The sequence below is a fragment of the Chromobacterium sp. Rain0013 genome, from assembly GCF_015291765.1.
GTDB classification, from domain to species: domain Bacteria; phylum Pseudomonadota; class Gammaproteobacteria; order Burkholderiales; family Chromobacteriaceae; genus Chromobacterium; species Chromobacterium haemolyticum.
The window spans coordinates 2,865,012-2,884,346 of the sequence record NZ_CP031514.1 but is presented as its reverse complement, the minus strand read 5'-3'; the positions used below and the strand labels follow the sequence as shown (position 1 = coordinate 2,884,346).

Here is a 19,335-nt window from a genome sequence, read left to right as displayed (position 1 = left end):
CAACAGAAAAACAAACGTCAACAGATCCTGAAAGTAGAGCCAACATTCCCAAACCTTGGGCGCAACCGTCCCCCTCCACCGCCGGCCGCTGTTGAAGCGGCGGGCGGCGGCGCGGGATCAGGATTGAACCGGCGCGGGCCGATTTCGAGTGCGGCGGCGGTCAGGCGAACGCTCCGCCGCCGCGCCTCGGCTGTAGGACCGGCCGCGCCCGCGGGCGCGGCCTTGCTCGCGTCACACCGCCACGCTGGCCTCCGGGTCACACATCAACTGCCGCAGCTTCTTCGACACGGTGAACTGCAAGCCGGAAAGCTTGCTGTACACCTTGCCGTCGGCGCTGTGGACGATGACGTCGGCCAGCAGAGTGGTCGCGGTTTGCGCCGTGACCGCCATGCTCAGATAGAAGGCCTGGTCGAAAGCCAGCGGCGCGTACTGCCGCCACTCGGCGATCTGCAGCGGCAGCCCCGCCTTGTCCGACTGCGACATCAGCCAGACCAGCGGCGTTTGCAACGCCACGTCCGCCAGGTAGGGATTGAAGGAGTTCACCGGGAACTGCCCCTGTCCGGCCGCGGCGGCCAGCCGGCCGCCCGCTTGCAGGCCCTGGCCGTCGAGACGGAACAAGGTCTGCACGCCGCGGAAGGCCGGGCCATGGAACAGCCAGGCGCCGTCGCGCATGTCGCCGTACAGCGGCGGATGCTCCAGCGGCGCGCCGGTCGGCGCCTTCGGCCCGTCCGCCGGCTGCTCCGCCGCCAGCCGGGTCATGGTCACCCGCGCCTGGTAGCGGTTCAGCGCGGCGCCGTCCACCTGATTGAAAATGCTCACGTCCAGCGTGTGGCGGTCGCCGTTGCCGCCGGCTTCGTCCACCGGCCTCAGTTCGGCGATGAAGCGCCGCTGCTCTCCGGCGTCGAACACCACGCCCTTGAGCACGCGGAAGTCCGTCAGCGTCTCCAGCCGGTAGCCCGGCAGCAGGTCTTCGCACAGCTGCACCATCCAGCCGGCCGCGGCGGTGGCCGGCAGCACAGGCTGCCCGCCCACCACGTGATCGGCCAGGAAGCCGTTGACGGCCGGGTCCAGCTCGCGCTCCACCCGGGTCAGCGCCGGCAGGGTCTTCTGCTTGCGCCCCACCTTGTAGCTGCCGCCGCCCACGATCACTTGCGGCACCAGGCCGGCGGCGAACTCGTCGACGAAAAACTGCGCGCCGACGGAGGTGGGGATGATGGCCAGGCCGCGGTCGGCGTAGGCCTTCTTCAGCACGTCGTTGACCATGCCGCTGTCCCACGGACCCCAGTTGATGCTGCGCACCTGCTGTTTCGGGTACAGGGTCTGGTACAGGTAGGCGAACTTGTTCAGCGCGTCGTTGGCCATCGCGTAATCGGTCTGGCCGGCGTTGCCGAAGAAGCCCGACACCGAAGAGAACAGCACCAGGTGGCGCAAGCCGTCCGGCTTGACCGCCGCCAACAGGTTCTCCAGCCCTTTCACCTTGGTGTGGAACACCGAACGGAAATCCGCCGGGGTCTTTTTCTCGATGCGCTTGTCCGCCAGGTTGCCGGCGCCGTGGATGATGCCGCGGATGGGCCCCAGCTGCCGCTGCGCCTCCGCCGCCGCCCGCGCCACGTCCTTGGCGTCGCCGATGTCGCAAGCCAGATAGATGGCCTGGCCGCCGGCCTGCTCGATACTGGCGATGGTGGCGCGCACCTCGGCCAGCTGGAGCACGTCCTTGAGCAAGGCGTCCACCTTGACCGGCGTCACCGTCTCGCCCTGCTGCTGCAGGTGGCGGATGGCGCGCGCCTTGAGCTCGGCCAATTCGCCGCCGCCTTCCGCCCACTCCGGCAGCGGCGCGTCGATGCGGGTGCGGCCCAGCAGCGCGAAGCGGGCCGGATAACGCTTAGCCAGCGCGATCACGCACTCGGCGGTGATGCCGCGCGCGCCGCCAGTGACCAGGAACACGGTCTTGGCGTCGATATTGGCCACGGCCTGAGGATCGGTCGGCGCCGCCTCGAAGCCCAGCGTCATCCGCTCGCCCTTGACGCCGCGGCCCACTTCGGCCACGTCGGACTGCACGTCGCGCAGCTCTTCCAGCAACATCGCGGCGATGGCGCTCTTGCCGCATTTGGGATCGAAGTCCACCGTGCGGCAGAACACGTCTTCCCACTCGATGTTCAGCGCCTTGCTCAGGCCGCTGACGCCAGCGGCGGCCACCGGGAAGGCGGCGCACCGGGCGGTGCCCAGCTCGCCGTCCAGCTGGCTGGCCACGAAGAAGCACGCGCGTCCCGGCCCGGGCTGCGCCAACGCTGGCTGTAGCAGCTTGGCCAGCAGGAACAGCGCTTGCGCGGTGTCGTACTCGGCCGCGGGGAAGGCGTTGGCCAGCGATTTGACGTTGCCGGCCGGCGCCTGCAGATGGATGAAGCCGCCCACCTGCCCTTCGGCCACCGCGATGCGCGACAGCACGTCCTCCAGCGCCAGCTCGTCGGCGCGTTCCAGCACGTAGTCGTTCACGTGCTTGATCGCCTTGCGCTGGCCCTTGGCCTGCTGCCACTTGAATACCAGCCGCGCCACCTGTTGGCCGTGGGCCAGCAGCTGTTTGGCCACTTCTTCGCTTAAACCCTTGCCGTCGTCGGTCAGCAGCCAGAGCCGGCCGGCGGCCAGCTCCAGCAGGTCCGGCTTGGGCAAAGCCTGTTTCCGCGCCTGAAAACGATGGATGGACGCGGTTACCGTATGGGCATCACTTACAGGGGATTGCTGAGCGAGGGCAGATGCCGTCTCCCGGGGCTCAGCTAGGGATTTTTTTGCTGCGGAGTCCTCCACGGCAACGTCGGCCACCAGTTTCTTGGTGGACGACACCACGCCCAGCTGACGCAAGGGCTTGGCTTCCGCCGCCGGGGTTTCGTGCAAGGCGGGTTCGCTGGAAACCGGGGCCGGCGCTTCCGCCGGAGCCGGAGCGGCTTCCGCGGCCGGCGCGGCGGCGGAACCCTGCTTCAGTTCGGTCAGCAGTTCGGAGATGGTTTGCTTGAAGAAGCCGCCCATCTTGCGAATGTTGCTGAAGGCGTCGATGTCGAAGGTCTCCATGTCCTTCTGTTTTTCCATGTCCTGGAAGTGCGGCACTTCGGCGGACAGTTGGTCGAACATGGCGCCGAAGATTTCCAGGCGCTTGATCGAATCGATGCCCAGGTCCGCTTCCAGGTCCATTTCTTCATTGATCATGTCCGCCGGGTAGCCGGTGCGGTCGCTGACGATGTCGATCAGTTGCTTGATCAGGTCGGCCTCGGTCAAGGCCTCGAAGCGCTGAATCAGGGCCTGGTCTTCGGCGCTGATCGCGACGGCGGCCGGCGCGGCGGCTACGGGAGCGGGCGCGGCCACCGGCGCCGGCGCGGCCAGGGCAACGGCTTGCGGGATGTCCTGCAGCTTCGGCTTGGGCGCCTGAACCTCGGTCACGGCGGCCACCGGCGCGGAAGGAGCGACGGCAGGCTGCGCAAGGGGAGCGGCCGCCGGCAATTCCACCGCGGCGCGCGGGGTCGGCAAGCTCACTTCCAGCGGCGCGCGCTGTTGCAGACGCGCGGCCACCTGGCCGCCGCGCGCGGCGACATCGGCGCCCAGCAAGGCTTGCTGGTTGTCGAAATAGTGCTCGTGATTAACGTGGTAGAGCTCCTGATTCTTGTCCAGCAGCTGCAGGCTCTGGCCCAGGCTGGCCACCACCTCCGTCAATTGCTGGCTGCCCTGGAATTTCTCCAGCAAGGTGTATTGCTTGGTCATCAGCGAATCCAGCAGCTGGATGTAATCCTTCTGATTCAGCTGGAACTGCTGATGCACCTGGCTGAGCATGTTCTGCGCCTGGATCTGCGCGTCCAATACGCTCAATACTTCGTTGTCCGAGCTACTGCGTTGCATGATTCCCTCTCCGCTTATGACATGGATGGGCTCCAGCCACATCATGTCGTCCCTGTTGTCGACCAAAGTTTCCACCACTACCCTACTATCCCGCTCCGTCTCCGGCGCCCGCGGCGGCGAGCTGGCGGCAAGCCGCTCGTCGATGAAGGCGTCGATGACGCGCGTATCCTTGCGCATGGCGTGCGCGCGGCGCTGCTTGGCTTTCTCCGAGTAGAAGAAACCGCCGCTCATTTTGTAAGTCAGCGACTTTTTCTTCGGCGCCGCGGCCAAGGGCAAGGCCGCCTGCGGATCGGTGGAGCTCAGCTCCACGCCCTCCACCGCCAGCCGCGCCAGCGCGCGTTTGAATTGCAGGGCTTCCTCGCCGTTGGCGCTGGGGTTCAGCGACACCACCGCGTGCGGCTTGTCCTTGAGAATGTCCGCCACCAGCTTGCCCAAGATGCCCTTGGGACCGATCTCGACGAACAAGTAACCGCCCTGCTGATGAATGCGTTCTATGGTTTGCTGGAAGCGCACCGGGCTGACCAGTTGGCTGATCAGCGACTGCTTGATCTTGGCCGGGTCGTCGGCGTGGCGCTCGCCGCTGGCGGTGGAGTACACCGCGGCCCGCGGCGCCTGGAACGGAATCCCAGCCAAGCTGGCTTCAAACGGCGCGCAAGCGTGGCGCACGAAGTCGGTGTGGAAGGCCGCGGACACTGCCAGCACTTGGCTGCGCACCTTGCGCTCGTTCAGAAACTCATGGGCCTGGCGGATGATGTCGCTGGCGCCGCCGAACACCAGTTGCTGCTGCGAGTTGTAATTGGCCACCACCAGCTCCGGGAAGCGTTCCAGCACCGCGCTGGCCTCGCTCTCCGGCAGCGAAGCCGCCAGCATCGCGCCCGGCTCGCCGCCCGGCACCGGGCTGGCCACCGCCGCGCCGCGCGCCAGCGACGTCCGGTAGAAGTCCTCGTCGCTCAGCACGCCGGCGGCCCACAAGGCGGTCACTTCTCCGTAGCTGTGGCCGGCCAGGAAGTCTGGACGCAGGCCCAGGCCGCTCAACAGTTTGTAGTAGCCGGCGCTGATCGCGCCGATCGCCGGCTGCGCCGTGCGGGTCTGGGTCAGCTCCGCCATCTGGCGATCCGCCGTTTCCGCGTCGAAGGCCGGCGGCGGGAAGATGGACGCGGACGGCAACGGCAGCCCGTCGGCGTGCGCCGCGGCGTCCAGACCTTCCAGCGTTTCGCGCATCGCCGGGTAATCGTTGGCGATATCGCGGCCCATATTCACGTACTGCGCGCCCTGGCCGGGGAACAAGGCCACCACGCGGCCGGCCAACGGGGCCGCCTCGCGCTTGTAATAAATGCCCAGCGGGTGCTCCCAGTCCTGATCCGGACGCGCCCGCAGCAGCTTGATCGCCTCGTCCAGCAAACCGGCGGCCTGTTCGGCCGAGCTTGCGACGAAGGCCAGGCGCGCGGAATTGGCCGGCGCCCGCGCCGCGGCGCCTTGATGCAGGCGGAACTGATAGCCGGCGTCTGCGGTGCGGAAGGACTCCAGCTTGTGCTCGGCCAGCGCCAGCAGTTGTTCCGGGCCGTCCGCGTGCAACAACACCACTTCCGGGCGCAGGTTCAGACGGAAATCGCCCTGCGGCCGCGCCTGGTGCTCCTCCATGATGGCGTGGTAGTTGGTGCCGCCGAAGCCGTAAGCGCTCAAGGCCGCGCGGCGCGGCGCGCCGCTCACCGGGCTCAACCACGGCCGGCTGTCGATGTTGACGTAGAAGGGGCTGGCGCTGTCCGCCAGTTCGCGGCTGGGTTGGCTGACGTTGATGGTGGGCGGCAGCACCTTGTGGTACAGGCTGAGCGCCGCCTTCATCATCGCCGCCGCACCGGCGGCGCAGCGGGTGTGGCCGATCTGCGATTTGACGCTGCCAATGGCCACCGAGCCGGGCTGGGCGCCGCCGGCTTCGAACACCGCGCGCAGGCTCTTGATCTCGGTCTCGTCGCCGGACTGGGTGCCGGTGCCGTGCGCCTCCACCAACTGAATTTCCGCCGGCGAGATGCCGGCGCGCTCATAGGCTCGGCGCATCGCCTTGACCTGACCTTCGTGACGCGGCGCGAAAATGCTCTTGGCGCGGCCGTCGCTGGAAGCCTGCAGCGATTTGATCACCGCGTAGATGCGGTCGCCGTCGCGCTCGGCGTCTTCCAGGCGCTTGAGCACCAGGAAGCCGACGCCGTCGCCCAGCATCATGCCGTCGGAAGATTCGTCGAAGGGACGCGACAGGTTGCTCTTGGACAAGGCCGGAGTCTTGCTGAAGCACAGGAAGGAGAAGATGGAGTTTTCCAAGTTGACGCCGCCGGTCAGCACCACGTCGCAGCTGCCGTCCACCAGTTCGCCCACCGCCGCCTTGATCGCGGCCAGGCTGCTGGCGCAAGCGGCGTCCACCATGTAAGAAGTGCCGCCCAGATCGAAATAGCTGGCGATGCGGCCGCAGGCGACATTGCCGAGGAAGCCGGGGAAGCTGTCCTCATTCCACTCCAGGTAAAGGTGATTGACGCGATCGATGACCTCGTCGGCCACCGCGCCCGGCAGGCCCGCGTGGTTCAGCACCTTGCGCAGGTACGGCTCCTGCTGCCGGAAAGCCAGCGAGAACGAGGTGTTGCCGTTGCCGGCGCCGCCCAGAATCACCCCCACCCGGTCTTTGTCCACCGGCAGCGCGTCCTCGCCCACCAGCCTGGCGTCCAGCATTGCCTGCTTGGCCACGTGCAGCGCGAAGATTTGCGCGGTGCTGATGGACTCCAGCATCAGCGGCGGCAGTTTGAATTCCACCGGATCGAAATCGATGGCCGGCACGAAGCCGGCGCGGTGGCCGTAAGTTTTGTCCGCGGCGCTCGGGTCCGCACTGTAATAGTCTTCCTTGCGCCAGTACTCATCGCCGTCTTTCTGGTCGATGTCGGTCAGGGAATCCTTCTTGTCGACGATATTGGTCCAGAAATCATATAAGGTGGCCGCATCGGGAAAGTGGCTGGCCATGCCCACAATCGCGATATCCAACGTCCCTGGTCCAATCCTGCTCGATAAGGTCTTGCTCATTGCTCCTCCCGCGGTGAACCTGCTGTTTCGCATCATTCGCTTGCCGCCGCGCACCAACCGGGAAGCGCAATCGCCGGCCGCACGGCCAGGGTCGACTGCCTTTCTTTAAATCCGGTCCCGCACGCAAAGCCTGGATCGAATTCGCGCCCGACCAAACGTCGCACGCGCCTGCTGCCCATTACCCAAACCACATTAAAAACCGCGATAAAAACTTGACAAAATCTTTACCAACCAAGCTGCCAAATCCGGTTTTGGAAAATTATGACGTTGAAATCTTAGCGTTTCCTTAGCGCTTTCTTGCAGTTGGTTGATTTACCTCCACAGATCTGGAGAAAAAACATACACAACGATATAAGTTATTGATTTTTATAATGTATCTTTATTGACACACCAATGCCAAAGTCATTATTTTTTGTGAAATCCTTTAATGAAAAATAAAATTTGCGGTCATAAAAAAGAAAACTGAGGAGAGTCTGAGCAAGCAATAAGAACAGGGCCTTAATTGGCGCGACATTTAAATTCAACGTCCGAACCAATACCAGTGGTATTAATCGGCGAAAATCCTATTCGCCTCCCTTCTCTTAATTACCATTGGCAACGCTCAGAAAACCCTAAGCAGGAATGGGCATACTGCCTCCATTTCATTCCGGAGACAGTCATGCCCCAGCCTACTTATTCCCTCCGCCTGTCCGGCCTCAGCGTGGAGACCTGACCATGGTCTCCCTCGCTCGCGCCTCGCTGATTTACGAGTGGCGCCGCTTTCTGCCCGCGGTGCTGGCGGTGGCTTTCGCCGGCCTGCTGGTTCAGGTGCAACTCAGCCTGCTCCTCGGCATGTTCAGTTCGATAGGCGTCTACATCGACCGCTCCAGCGCCGACCTTTGGGTGGGCTACCCCGCCACCCAGAGCGTGGACCTGGCCCGCCCCATTCCCGGCAAAACCGAGAACAACCTGTGGGCGCACCCGGAAGTCACCGCGGTGGAACGTTTCACCTGGACCATGGCGGACTGGCAGCGGCCCGGCGGCGGCAAACTCAGCGCGGTATTGATCGGCATTGACCCGCGGCCGCAGGCGATGACTTTCGCCACCCTGCTGACCCCGGCCTTGCGCCAGGAACTGACGGTGCCCAGCACCGTGCTGGTGGATGAAAGCGACCTGGAAAAACTGGGGGTCAAGATAGGCGATTACGCCGAGCTCAGCGGCAAGCGGGTGCGTATCGGCGGCACCGTCAACGGCATGCGCGCAATGGGCGGCGCCAACATCCTGACCTCGCTGAACACCGCCCGCCGCATCGATCCCAATCTGCGCAACGATGCCACCGACTACTTCCTGGCGCGGCTGCGCGACCCCAACCGCGCCGAGCAGGTGCGCGACCAACTGCAACCCAGCGGCAGCTTCAAGCCGTTCCAGGTCTGGACCGCGGAGGAATTCTCCGCTCAGTCGCAAACCTACTGGCTGTTCGAGTCCGGCGCCGGCTCCGGTTTCCTGTTTTCCTCCGCGCTGGGCCTGCTGGTCGGCATCGTCATCACCAGCCAAACGCTGATGGCCGCCATCGTCGCCGCGCTGCGCGAATACGCCACCTTGCGGGCTTTGGGGGTGTCCTCCTCCGCCTTGCGCGCCGTGATTCTGGAGCAATCGTTCTGGGTCGGCCTGGCCGGCCTGGTGATCACCGCCGTGGTCGGCGCGCTGCTGGTGGCCGCCGCTCGTCACGCCCACATCGCGCTGGAGGTGCCGCTGTGGGGATGCGTGGCCACCGGCACCCTGGTGCTGGGCATCGCTCTGCTCTCCGGCCTGTCCGCGCTGCGCGCGCTGAACCAGGCCGAGCCTTCTACCCTATTGCGATAAGGAGACTCTCATGTCCGCCTCTCCCGCCATCGTCGGCGAAAACCTGAACCGTTCGTTCAGCAACGGCAAGACCGAGCAAACCGTGCTCACCAATATCTCGCTGTCCATCTTGCCCGGCGAACTGACCCTGATCATCGGCCCGTCCGGATCCGGCAAAAGCACCTTGTTGTCCGTGCTTTCCGGCCTGCTGCCGCCCAGCTCCGGCCGCGTCACCGCGCTGGGGCTGGAACTGACCAAGCGGTCCATAGAAGAATTGAGCCGCTTCCGCCTGGAACATTGCGGTTTCGTATTTCAAGGCTTCAACCTGTTCGCCTCGCTGACCGCGCTGGAAAACGTGCTGCTGCCCCTGAACTACGGCCCCAAGATCACCAAGGCCGAAGCCGAGAAACGCGCGCAAGAAGCCCTGGAGCTGGTGGGCCTGGGCCCGCGCGCCAAGCTGCGGCCGATGGAGCTGTCCGGCGGCGAAAAACAACGAGTCGCCATCGCCCGCGCGCTGGTCAAGCGGCCCAAGCTGATGTTCGCCGACGAGCCCACCAGCGCGCTGGACAGCCACAACGGCCAAGTGGTGATCGACCTCTTGCACCAGATCGCCCAGGAACAAGGCACCACGGTGCTGGGTGTGTCCCACGACAACCGCCTGATCAAGCACGCCGACCGCGTCATCACCCTGGAAGACGGCCAGGTGGTCAAGGATCTGCGCGTCCATAACACGCCGATGGAGGTAGCATGAGCAGCCACGCGTCCAAGGGGACCTCGCAAAACCCGCTACGCGGCCCGATGGCTGCGTTGCTCCGCGCTCTCGAACCGCTCGCGGCGGTTTTCCGAGCCCCCTCCAAAAATTCTTGCCGGCTAGCCCTGCTGCCGGCGCTGGGCCTGCTGCTGGCCGGCTGCTCCGAACCGCCGCCTCCCGCGCCGGTTCAGCAATCCCCTTGGGCCGCCATCGCCAAGGGCCGCGTCAGCATAGAAGGCGGAGTGATCAATATCGCCGCGCCGCGCGCGGGCATTATCCGAGAGGTGTCCGTGGAGGAAGGCGCCGAGGTCAAACCCGGCGCGGTGCTGGCCCGGATCGACGACCGCGAAGCCAATCTGGCGATGAAGGTGCGCGAGCAGGAGCGCGACGAGGCGCGGCAAGCGCTGGCTCTGCTGCAGGTCAAGCACGCCATCGCTCAGCGCGAGCTGCAACGTGTGTCCGCGCTAAGCGGCGACGAGGTGGTGTCCAAACAGGAAAAAGACAACGCCCGCGATCAGGTCAGGCTCAGCGCCTCCGAACTGGCTCGTCAGCAGGCGGCGGTAGCCACCGCCGACGCGCAAGTGGCCGCCAGCAAACTGGAAGTGGACCAGCACGTGGTGCGCGCACCGCTGGCCGGGCGCATCATCCGCCGTCAGGCCCGCCCCGGCGACGGCACCTCCACGCTGAACGTGACGCCGCTGTTCATGTTCGCCCCCAACGGGCCGCGCATCGTCCGCGCCGACCTGGAAGAACGTTACGTCAGCGTGGTAACGCCCGGACAGGCGGCGGAAGTGACGCTGGAGGCGGACGAAACCAAGGTCTACAAAGCCAAGGTGCTGCGGCTGGGCCAGGTGTTCGGCAACCGCCCGGACAACGACGACCCCAACGAGAAACAAGATGTGCGGGTGATTGAATGCGTGCTGGCGCTGGTGGACGCGCCGGAAATCCGCATTGGCCAGCGGGTGCTGGTGCGCATCTCCCGACAAGACAAGGCGGGCAAACCATGATGCGGCCCATCGCTCTGCTCCTGCTCCTGGCGCTTGGCGGCTGCGCTGGGATGGAACCTTCGCGCCCCGCGCCGGCGCTGCCGGAGCGCTACAGCCAGGCTCTGCCCGGCCATGCGCCGGACGCCCAAGCCTGGGACGGTTTCGGCGATCCCGGCCTCAGCCGGTGGATCGCGACGGTGCGCGAGGGCAACATCGACCTCGCCGCCAGCCTGGCGCGGCTGGACGCCGCGCGCGCCGAACTGGGCGTGCTCAACGCAGACCGCTACCCCAAGCTGGACTTCGAACAATCGGTGGAGCGGCGCAAGCTGTCCAAGTTCGATTTGGGCGAAGTGGGTGAAGACACCGCCAACCCCAGCACCCGCTACAGCACGCGGCTGGCGCTGGGCTATGAGGTGGACTTGCGCGGCCGGGTCAGCGCCGCGGTCCGCGCCGGCCGCGCCGATCTCAAGGCCAGCGGCGGCGACCTCGACGCGCTGGGCCTGAGCCTGGCGCGGCAGACCACGGAACTGTGGCTGACGCGGGCGGAGCTGGCCGCCGACATCGAACTGCTCCGGGAGGCCGCGCGGCTGCGCCAGCGCCTGCTGGCCGGGGTTGCCGCCAAACGCCGCGTCGGCCTGGCCAGCGGCAGGCAGTTGCTGGAACCGGACAGCGAGGCCAGCGAAGCCGCCCGCCTGCTTGCCCAGCAAGGCGACGCGCTGAAGCGGGTAGAACGCAGCCTGTGCCAGCTGGCCGCCCAGATGCCGAACGCCTGCGGCTTGCCGCCGGCGCGGCCGCTGCGCGAACTCAGGCTGCCGGAAGTGGGCGGCGAAGTGCCGGCCCGGCTGCTGCAACGCAGGCCGGACCTCAGCGCGGCCCAGGCCCGCTACGACGCCGCGCGCGCGCGCATCGACGAGGCGGAGGCGGCTCGCTGGCCGTCGCTGACGCTGAACGGCGGCCTGGGCATCAGCGCCGGCAGCTGGTCCGCATTGCGCGGCAGCAAGGTGCTGAACTGGTCGCTGTTGCCCCAGCTGGACATTCCGCTGTTCGACGCAGGCAAGCGCAAAGCCGAAGCCCAGCGCGCGCACTTTGCCGCCGCAGAACAATACGCGGCCTGGCGCGGCGCGGTCACCCGCGCGGTGTACGAGGTGGAAGACGCGGCCGCCGCAGCCCATTTCGCCGGCACGGACCAGGAAGCCAAGCAGCGGCAATACGTGGACGCCAGCCGCCGCTTGCGCGCCGAGCGCGACGCTCGCGGCGTGGGCCTCAGCGACGGCCAGGCGGAATGGCGCGCACAGCTGGCGCAGCTTCAGGCGGAACAGGGCGTGCAAGGCGCGCGCCGCCAGCAGCTGCTGGCGGCGGCCAATCTGATCGCCGCCTTGGGCGGCGGCTGGGAGGGCGCGGACAAGACCACGCCTTGAGCTATGCCGGCTGCGCCCCGCGCTCCGCGGCCGGGGCCTCCGGCTCGGCGCAGCGCGGCAGGCGGATTTCCACCCCCAGGCCGTTGCCGTGCAGGCCATCGGTCAACAGCAGGCTGCCGCCGTGCAGCTCCACCACCCGCTTGACAATGGCCAGCCCCAGGCCGCTGCCGGTGACGGTGTTGTCGGGCAGGCGCACAAAACGCTTCAACACCTGCTCGCGCCACTGCGGCTCGATGCCCGGACCGTCGTCCAGCACCGCCAGCCGCAGATTGGAGAACCCCTCGCTGACTTCCACATTGATGGACGCGCCGTCCGGGCAGTAACGGATGGCGTTGTCCAGCAAATTATCCAGCAAGCTGTCCATCGCGCTGGCGTCGCCGCAGCAAGCCGCCGTCTGCGCGCCGTCGTAAGCCAAGGTGATGTTGCGCTCCATCGCCCGCGGCACATGCCGCGCCAAGGCCGCGCGCGCTAACGCCGCCAGGTCGAAGGACACCGGCCGCACCCGCGCCGACTCCGCGTCCAGCCGCGACAGCGTCAGCAGCTTGCCCACCAGTTCGCCGCTGCGGCCTATGCTGGCGTCCAGCAAGGCCGCCAGCGCCGCCCTCTCCTGCTCGGACTCCGCCCGCGCCAGCAAATGCACTTGCGCGCCAATCGCCGCCAGCGGCGTGCGCAGTTCGTGCGCGGCGTCGGCGAAGAAGCGCTGCTCTCCTTCGCGAAAGGTGGCCAGCCGCGACAACAGCTCGTTGACGGAATTGAACACCGGCCGCAGTTCCTGGTATTCGGGATCGGCGCAGGCCAGCGGCGCCGTCGATTGCACATCGCGCGAGGTAATGGTGGTGGCCAGCGTCGCCAAGGGCTGCAAGGCGCGGCCGTAGCCGACGCGCAGCAGCAACATGATGATGGGCACCGCCGCGATCAGCGGCATCAGAAAGAAGACCAAGATCTCGGCCTGCACCCGCTGCACGAAGCTGCGCGCCACCGCCAGCTGCACCTGCACCGGCGCATCGGCGGCGTCGACCACCAGGATGCGCCAGCGCCCCTGGTTGGCCGGCGCGTCGGCACTGACAGGCTGCGCCAGTTCCGGCCAGGTATTGGACACCGCCAGCAAATGCTGGCGCTTGTCGACGATGCGGTAGGCCAGCTCACTGCGCAGCGGCGGCTTTTCGCTATAACCATGGCCAAACTGGCCTATCAGTTGATCGACGATGCGCACGCGCTCCCCGGGCTTGACGTCGGCGCTGTACACAGTGGCCAGCGTGCGCGCCAGTCCGCGCAGATCCCCGTCCAGATAGCCGGACCCCACTCGGGTCACTTCCCAGTAAAACCAGGCGAACAGGACGAGCCATACCGCCAGCAGGGAGCTCAGGCTGGTCCATAACAGCCGCCGGTAGAGCGAACGCCGCGCCAGCGAGGGAATGATCATGCCGGCTTGGGCAACAGATAGCCGACGCCGCGAATGGTGCGGATCCAGTCCGAACCCAGCTTGCGCCGCAAATTGTGGACATGCACCTCCAGCGCGTTGTCGGACTCGCAGCACAGATGCTCCACCAGGTGCTCGCGGCTAACCACCTTGCCGGCCTTGCGCACCAGTTCGAACATCAGCGCGAATTCCGATGGCGACAAGGCCACCGCCGCACCGTTCATCGACAGCTCGCGGGTGTCGGCGTTGATGCATAAATCGCCGATCTGCCAATTGGCCGACACGAAGCCGCTGCTGCGCCGGGTCACCGCCTGCAGCCGGGCCAGCAGTTCCGGAATGGCGAAAGGCTTGACCAGATAGTCGTCGGCGCCGTTGTGCAAGCCGGTCAGCCGGCTCTCCAGCGCGTCTCGCGCGGTCAGGATGATCACCGGCAGCGTCGATCCGTTGCCGCGCAACTCCTGCAGCAAATGCAGGCCCTCGCCGTCCGGCAGCCCCAGATCCAGCAGCAAGGCGTCCTGCGGCTCATCGGCCAGAAAGGTGCGCGCTTCTTTCAGCCTCCGCACCCAGACGGTGCGAAAACCGGCCTGGCGCAAGGCCTGCCCCAGCGCCTCGCCCAATGCCAGGTCGTCCTCCACCAACAATATGTTCACGGGATGTCTCCGCACGCCAAAGCAATGTCAAAATCATGCCAGAGCGCCATGGCAAAATCTACCGCGCTGGCGTCAATCCTGAGCTTGCAGCAGGTGGTCTAGGGACAGCACGTCGCCCAGCCGCCGCAGGGCCTGCAACTCCTCGCGGTGCTCGCGCGCCAAGCGTTCCGCCAGCGCCTCGCCCTTGGGCGTCAGCCGCACTTCCACGCAGCGGCGGTCGTCCCGCCCCGGGCTGCGCGCCACCAGTTGTTGCTGCTCGCAGCGGCTGATCAGACCCACCACGCTGTGGTGGTGCGACTGCAGCCGCTCGGCCAGCTCGGCCACCGTGGCCCAGTCCCGCCCAGGAAAGCCCTTGATCTGCAACAACAGCAGGTATTGCAGCATGGTGATGCCATGGCGCTGGGCCGCCTCTTCGCTAAAACGCTGGAAACGGCGCAAGCGGTAGCGGAAATCCGCCAGACGTTCGAAATCCTGCTTGGAAAAGCTCTGGGGGCCAGACACGCGAGGCACCTCCTCCGGCTCAGCCATCCAGCAAAGCGCGGTAGCACACCGGTGAAGCCAGCTCCCCCGCCTCGATGCGTTTTATCTCATCCAACTTGTCGCCCAGGAACTGCGCCAAGGCCTGCGCCGGCTGCCTCTCGCCGCCGCCTGCGTGCAGCAGCACCAGGCCGCCGCTGCGGCTGGCCTTCCACAGCGGCCACCAGCGCTGCGGGTTTGCCGCCAAATCGGCCCAATACACTTCACAGAATGTGGACCAATGGCGTTCATCCTGACGCAGCCAGTTAAGCAGGCCGGGCGCCGGCGCCACGCTTTTCAGCCAGTGGCCGGCGTCCAGCGCCTGCCGCGGCAGGCCCTTTGGCCAGGTTTCCTCAATCAGAAAAGCGTTTTCAAGGCCCGGCCGGTATTCGCTCACCGGCAACAGGCGGATTGTTGCGTCCATTGCGTCACTCCTTAATTTCATCTGGCGGCGGAGGCGGTGCGGCGTCGTCAGAAATATCGTATTACGATATTTAATGGTCAAAAAAAGGCGGCTGGGCCGCCATTAGAAGCTGTTCTAAAGTCTTGCGAGCTAGAGCGAGACTTTGAACAGGCTCTTAGAGCCGCTAACAAAACCTCGCAGAGAACCTGAGCCAAGGCGCGCCGACGCTGGCAGTACTTGAGTACGGCAAGGAGGCGCAACGCAGGATCAGGGGTTTTGTTAGCGGGTCTTAAGCCGCGGTGTTTTGCACCGCGGCCATGCTATTACAGCGCGGCCTTGAAGATCGCGCAGATTTCTTCATGGCTGGCCTGGATCGGATTGGTCAGACCGCAAGCGTCCTTCAAGGCGTTGGCGGCCAGCTCCGGAATATCCTCTTCCTTGACCCCCAGCTGCGTCAATCCTGCCGGAATGCCTACATCGGCGGCCAATTGGCGTATGGCGGCGATCGCCGCTTCCGCGTTGGCGGCCACGCCCAGCGCCGCGCCGACGTCGGCCAGACGCTGGCCGGCCGCCTTGGCGTTGAAAGCCTGCACATGCGGCAGCAGCACCGCGTTGCATACTCCGTGCGGCAGATCGTAGAAGCCGCCCAACTGGTGCGCCATCGCGTGCACATAGCCCAGAGAGGCGTTGTTGAAGGCCATGCCGGCCAGGAACTGCGCGTAAGCCATTTGCTCCCGCGCTTCCATGTCCAGGCCGTGGCGCACCGCGCGGCGCAGGTGGCCGGCAATCAGCGTTACCGCCTTCAAGGCGCAGGCGTCCGTGATGGGCGTGGCGATGGTGGAAACGTAAGCCTCCACCGCGTGGGTCAGCGCGTCCATGCCGGTGGCCGCCGTCAGCGACGCCGGCATGCCGGCCATGGTTTCCGGATCGTTGACCGACAGCACCGGCGTGGTGTGCTTGTCCACGATGGCCATTTTGATGTGGCGGGACTCGTCGGTGATGATGCAGAAGCGGGTCATTTCCGAGGCGGTGCCGGCCGTGGTGTTGATCGCCACCAGCGGCAGTTGCGGCTTGGCGGACTTGTCCACACCCTCGTAATCCTGGATCTTGCCGCCGTTGGCGGCCACCAGCGCGATGCCCTTGGCGCAGTCGTGCGGCGAGCCGCCGCCCAGCGACACCACGGCGTCGCAATCGTGCTCGCGCAGCAGCGCGAGGCCGGCGCCCACATTGGCGGTGGTGGGATTGGGGTGCACGCCGTCAAACAGCACGGTGGCGATGCCGACGTCGCCCAGCAATTCCGTGACGCGGCCAGCCAGGCCGGTTTTCACCAGGCCGGTGTCCGTCACCATCAATACTTTGCGGTAGCCGTAACCGCGCATGGTCTCAACGGCTTGTTGCAGACAGCCCGCCCCCATCAGATTGACGCAGGGGATGAAGAAAGCGCTGGTCGCCATGGCAAGCTCCTGTTCTTAAGACATTTGTCATAAGCGCAGTATGCTTATTTTGGCCGATGCGGCATTTGCCTCACATCAAAAGATGTCCAATCATCCCGCTCACTTGTGCGGCAGCACGTCCTGCGCCAATTGGACAATCAAGGCGCCGAAGCCGTCCCACATGATCTGCACCCCCAGGCACAGCAGGATGAAGGCGGACAGCCGCAGAAACACCACCGAGCCGGTCTGTCCCAGATAACGCAGCAGCTTGTCGGCGTGGCGGTAGCACAGATAGACCAGCACGCTGCACACCAGCACCGCGCAGCCGCCGGCCAGCGGCGAGATCGCGTATTTGACGATGCCCTTGCCGGTATCGGTCAGCGAAGCGCCCATGGTGATGGCCACCGAGATGGAGCCCGGCCCCACCGTTAGCGGAAAGGTCAGCGGGTAGAAGGCGCGTTGCTTCAGCGCGTCGTGGTTTTCCGCCTGTATGGGCTGATCGGTGGAGGTGGGGCTGCTCTCCGGCGGCGCGTCGTTGAGCATGCGCCAGGCGGCGAAAGTAATCAGCAGGCCGCCGGACAATTGCACCACCGGCAGCGATACGCCGAAGAAAGACAGCACATAGCCGCCGGTGAACATGCTGCCCAGCAGCAGCAAGGCGCAATACATGGCGATGCGGCGCGCCAGGTAACGGCGCTGCTGCGGCGTATTGCGCGCCGTCATCGAGATGAAGATGGGCACCAGCCCCGGAGGATTCATGATCGGCAGCAAGGCCGCCATCACAAACAGAAACTTTGTTATGAATATTGTCAGCAACTGCATGGTGGAATGACTCCGAAACCATCAAATTCAGATCGAGAACGGCCGCGGGCGCGGCGCCAGCCGCCATATTACACAATTCATCAATATTGCAACCGGCTCTCGCTCGGACTCCGGCGCCCCTCCCCGGTTCCGGCGCATCGAGCGCGCGCCTCTTTCCCGCGCGGAATCCATAACAATCAGTCTCTTACGAAAAACAGCCCGGCAATGCCGGGCTGTTTGACTCACTGCCGCACCTAGGCCGGCAGAATTCACAACGGATCAGCGCGTGGCGGCGGCCAGCTTGCCGTTCTCATTCTCTTGGCGCAAGGAACGAGCCTTGACCAGCGCCTCGCTGAAATCAATCTCTTCCAGCGCCACCATCCGGGTTTTGTGCTTGAACTTGTAGCCCAGCCACAGCGCCAGGAACAGCGGAATGCCCAGATAGGTGGCGATCACCGCGCTCCAGTCGATATGTCCGCCGATGAAGGCCTCGTAGTTCTGGCCCAGCATGATCAGCAGGCACAAGGCGAAGGCGAACAGCGGCCCCAGCGGGAACCACTTGGCCTGGTAAGGCAGGTCGGCCAGATCATGGCCCTGCTTCACATAGGCGCGGCGGAAGCGGTAGTGGCTGATGGCCACGCCCAACCAGGCGATGAAGCCGGTCATGCCGGAGGAGTTCAGCAGCCACAGATAGACCGCGTTGGTTTCAAACAGCGAGGTCAAGAAGCACAGCGCGGCGATCACGCTGGTGGCGTACAAGGCATTGCGCGGCACGCCGTTGCTGGACAGCTCGGCAAAGCGCTTGGGCGCCATCTTGTTGCGCGCCATGGTGTACAGCATGCGGGTGGACGCGTACATGCCGGAGTTGCCGGCGGACAGGATGGCGGACAGGATCACCGCGTTCATCAGGCTGGCCGCCATGGCGAAGCCGGCGCGATTGAACACCAGAGTGAACGGGCTGGCCCCCACGTCCTTCATATCGTTCTTCAGCAGCAGCGGATCGTTGTACGGCAGGATCAGGCCGATGATCAGGATGGACAGCATGTAGAACATCAGGATGCGCCAGAAAATCTGCCGCACCGCGCGCGGGATGGTCTTGCCCGGATTGGCGGATTCTCCAGCGGCGACGCCGATCAACTCCGTGCCCTGGAAGGAGAAACCCACGATCATGGCCACGCCCACGAAAGCGGCCAGGCCGCCCACAAACGGGCCTTGTCCCTGCTGCATCACTGACAAACCCGGCGCGATGCGCTGCGGGTTGGGGTCGGTCATGATGCCGAAGATCATCAAAAAGCCAATGATGATGAAGGCGACGATGGTGGCCACCTTGAGCATCGAGCACCAGAACTCGGCCTCGCCAAAGCCCTTCACCGAGAAATAGTTGAGCACGAAGATGATCAACAGGAAGCCGGCGCTCCAGACGATGCCGGGCACCGCCGGATACCAGTAATGCATGATAATGGCGGCCGCGGCCAACTCCACCGCCACGGTGATGGCCCAGTTGTACCAGTAGTTCCAACCCTGGGCGAAACCAAAGGCCGGATCGACGAAGCGCGAACCATAAACCTGGAAGGAGCCGGACTCCGGCATGAAGGCGGCCATTTCGCCCAAGCTGGTCATCAGGAAGTAAACCATCAGGCCGATCAGGGCGTAGGCGATCAAGGCGCCGCCGGCGCCGGCCGACGCCACGGTGGCGCCGGAGGCCAGGAACAGGCCGGTGCCAATGGAGCCGCCGATGGCGATCATCGACAGGTGGCGCGCCTGCAAGGTGCGCCTAAGCTCTTGGCTCTCTTGTTTTTTTTCCATCTCTTTGTCTCAAGTGCGCCTGCTCGGCGACATTGCTTTCGGCTCGCTGCGGCCAGCCGGCGGCCTGTTGTCGCAACGACAGGCAGTCGTAATCGAAACGCAAAAGAATGACAGCAACCACGACTGTTGACTAGTCAAACATGGCTTTGGGGCTTAAAAAACGAAAATGTCATGTTCGCAAAGGAATATCGCACCCGGTTGGACTGCGACCAAGAGCCTGTGACGCGCCCCCGCAAGCCCCTCGCGATTGATCTGTCGCAGGAATCATACAGTTTTCACCCGTCCCGCCCGCTCCAGCACGCGGTTTAAAGCGCGGCGCGACCGAGTCGTCGCACCGTGGTTTCATGGGAAAACTCACAGTCGACAGCCGTCTTGCTTCGTTTACAAA

Annotated in this window: 12 protein-coding genes; 4 read left to right on the top strand and 8 right to left on the bottom strand. The window is 65.3% G+C overall.

All coding sequences use genetic code 11. The features are described 5' to 3' along the window. Positions 1-231: 231 nt before the first annotated feature. Positions 232-6,903, bottom strand: a complete 6,672-nt coding sequence (locus DXT74_RS13365) for a type I polyketide synthase (RefSeq protein WP_196783761.1) — start codon at positions 6,901-6,903, stop codon at positions 232-234. 753 nt (positions 6,904-7,656) lie between these two features. Here DXT74_RS13365 and DXT74_RS13360 point away from each other — a divergent pair. From DXT74_RS13360 to DXT74_RS13345, 4 genes are read left to right on the top strand one after another with little or no spacing between them, the layout of a single operon-like run. Next, positions 7,657-8,784, top strand: a complete 1,128-nt coding sequence (locus DXT74_RS13360) for an ABC transporter permease (RefSeq protein ID WP_081554626.1) — start codon at positions 7,657-7,659, stop codon at positions 8,782-8,784. Between the two features lie 10 nt (positions 8,785-8,794). Continuing rightward, positions 8,795-9,514: an ABC transporter ATP-binding protein gene (locus tag DXT74_RS13355; RefSeq protein ID WP_081554625.1), complete on the top strand. Its 720-nt coding sequence runs from the start codon at positions 8,795-8,797 to the stop codon at positions 9,512-9,514. After that, entirely contained in the window at positions 9,511-10,521 is a 1,011-nt protein-coding gene (locus DXT74_RS13350; RefSeq protein ID WP_196783760.1) for an HlyD family secretion protein, read from the top strand. Before DXT74_RS13355 ends, DXT74_RS13350 begins: the two co-directional genes overlap by 4 nt. Next, entirely contained in the window at positions 10,518-11,918 is a 1,401-nt protein-coding gene (locus DXT74_RS13345) for an efflux transporter outer membrane subunit (protein WP_194426192.1), read from the top strand. The genes DXT74_RS13350 and DXT74_RS13345 overlap by 4 nt, the downstream gene beginning before the upstream one ends. A 1-nt stretch (position 11,919) precedes the next feature. On the opposite strand, the gene DXT74_RS13340 is transcribed toward DXT74_RS13345, so the two are convergent. From DXT74_RS13340 to DXT74_RS13310, 7 genes are all read right to left on the bottom strand, one after another. Next, positions 11,920-13,341 carry an ATP-binding protein gene (locus tag DXT74_RS13340; protein ID WP_194426191.1) on the bottom strand — a complete coding sequence of 474 codons (1,422 nt, stop codon included), beginning with the start codon at positions 13,339-13,341 and terminating at the stop codon, positions 11,920-11,922. Further along, positions 13,338-13,988 carry a response regulator transcription factor gene (locus DXT74_RS13335; protein ID WP_019103219.1) on the bottom strand — a complete coding sequence of 217 codons (651 nt, stop codon included), beginning with the start codon at positions 13,986-13,988 and terminating at the stop codon, positions 13,338-13,340. The genes DXT74_RS13340 and DXT74_RS13335 overlap by 4 nt, the downstream gene beginning before the upstream one ends. A gap of 72 nt (positions 13,989-14,060) precedes the next feature. After that, positions 14,061-14,489, bottom strand: coding sequence for a MarR family transcriptional regulator (locus DXT74_RS13330; protein ID WP_043641965.1), 429 nt, complete (start codon positions 14,487-14,489; stop codon positions 14,061-14,063). A 19-nt stretch (positions 14,490-14,508) separates the two neighbouring features. Beyond that, on the bottom strand, positions 14,509-14,928 hold the full coding sequence (locus DXT74_RS13325; RefSeq protein ID WP_194426190.1) for a DUF488 domain-containing protein: 420 nt from the start codon (positions 14,926-14,928) through the stop codon (positions 14,509-14,511). 302 nt (positions 14,929-15,230) lie between these two features. Then, a complete protein-coding gene (gene yiaY, locus DXT74_RS13320) occupies positions 15,231-16,361 on the bottom strand; it encodes an L-threonine dehydrogenase (protein WP_043641630.1) in 1,131 nt (376 codons plus the stop codon). A gap of 99 nt (positions 16,362-16,460) precedes the next feature. Continuing rightward, positions 16,461-17,162, bottom strand: coding sequence for a MarC family protein (locus tag DXT74_RS13315; RefSeq protein WP_043641629.1), 702 nt, complete (start codon positions 17,160-17,162; stop codon positions 16,461-16,463). A 258-nt stretch (positions 17,163-17,420) separates the two neighbouring features. After that, positions 17,421-18,947, bottom strand: coding sequence for an amino acid permease (locus DXT74_RS13310; protein ID WP_043641628.1), 1,527 nt, complete (start codon positions 18,945-18,947; stop codon positions 17,421-17,423). Positions 18,948-19,335: the final 388 nt, after the last annotated feature.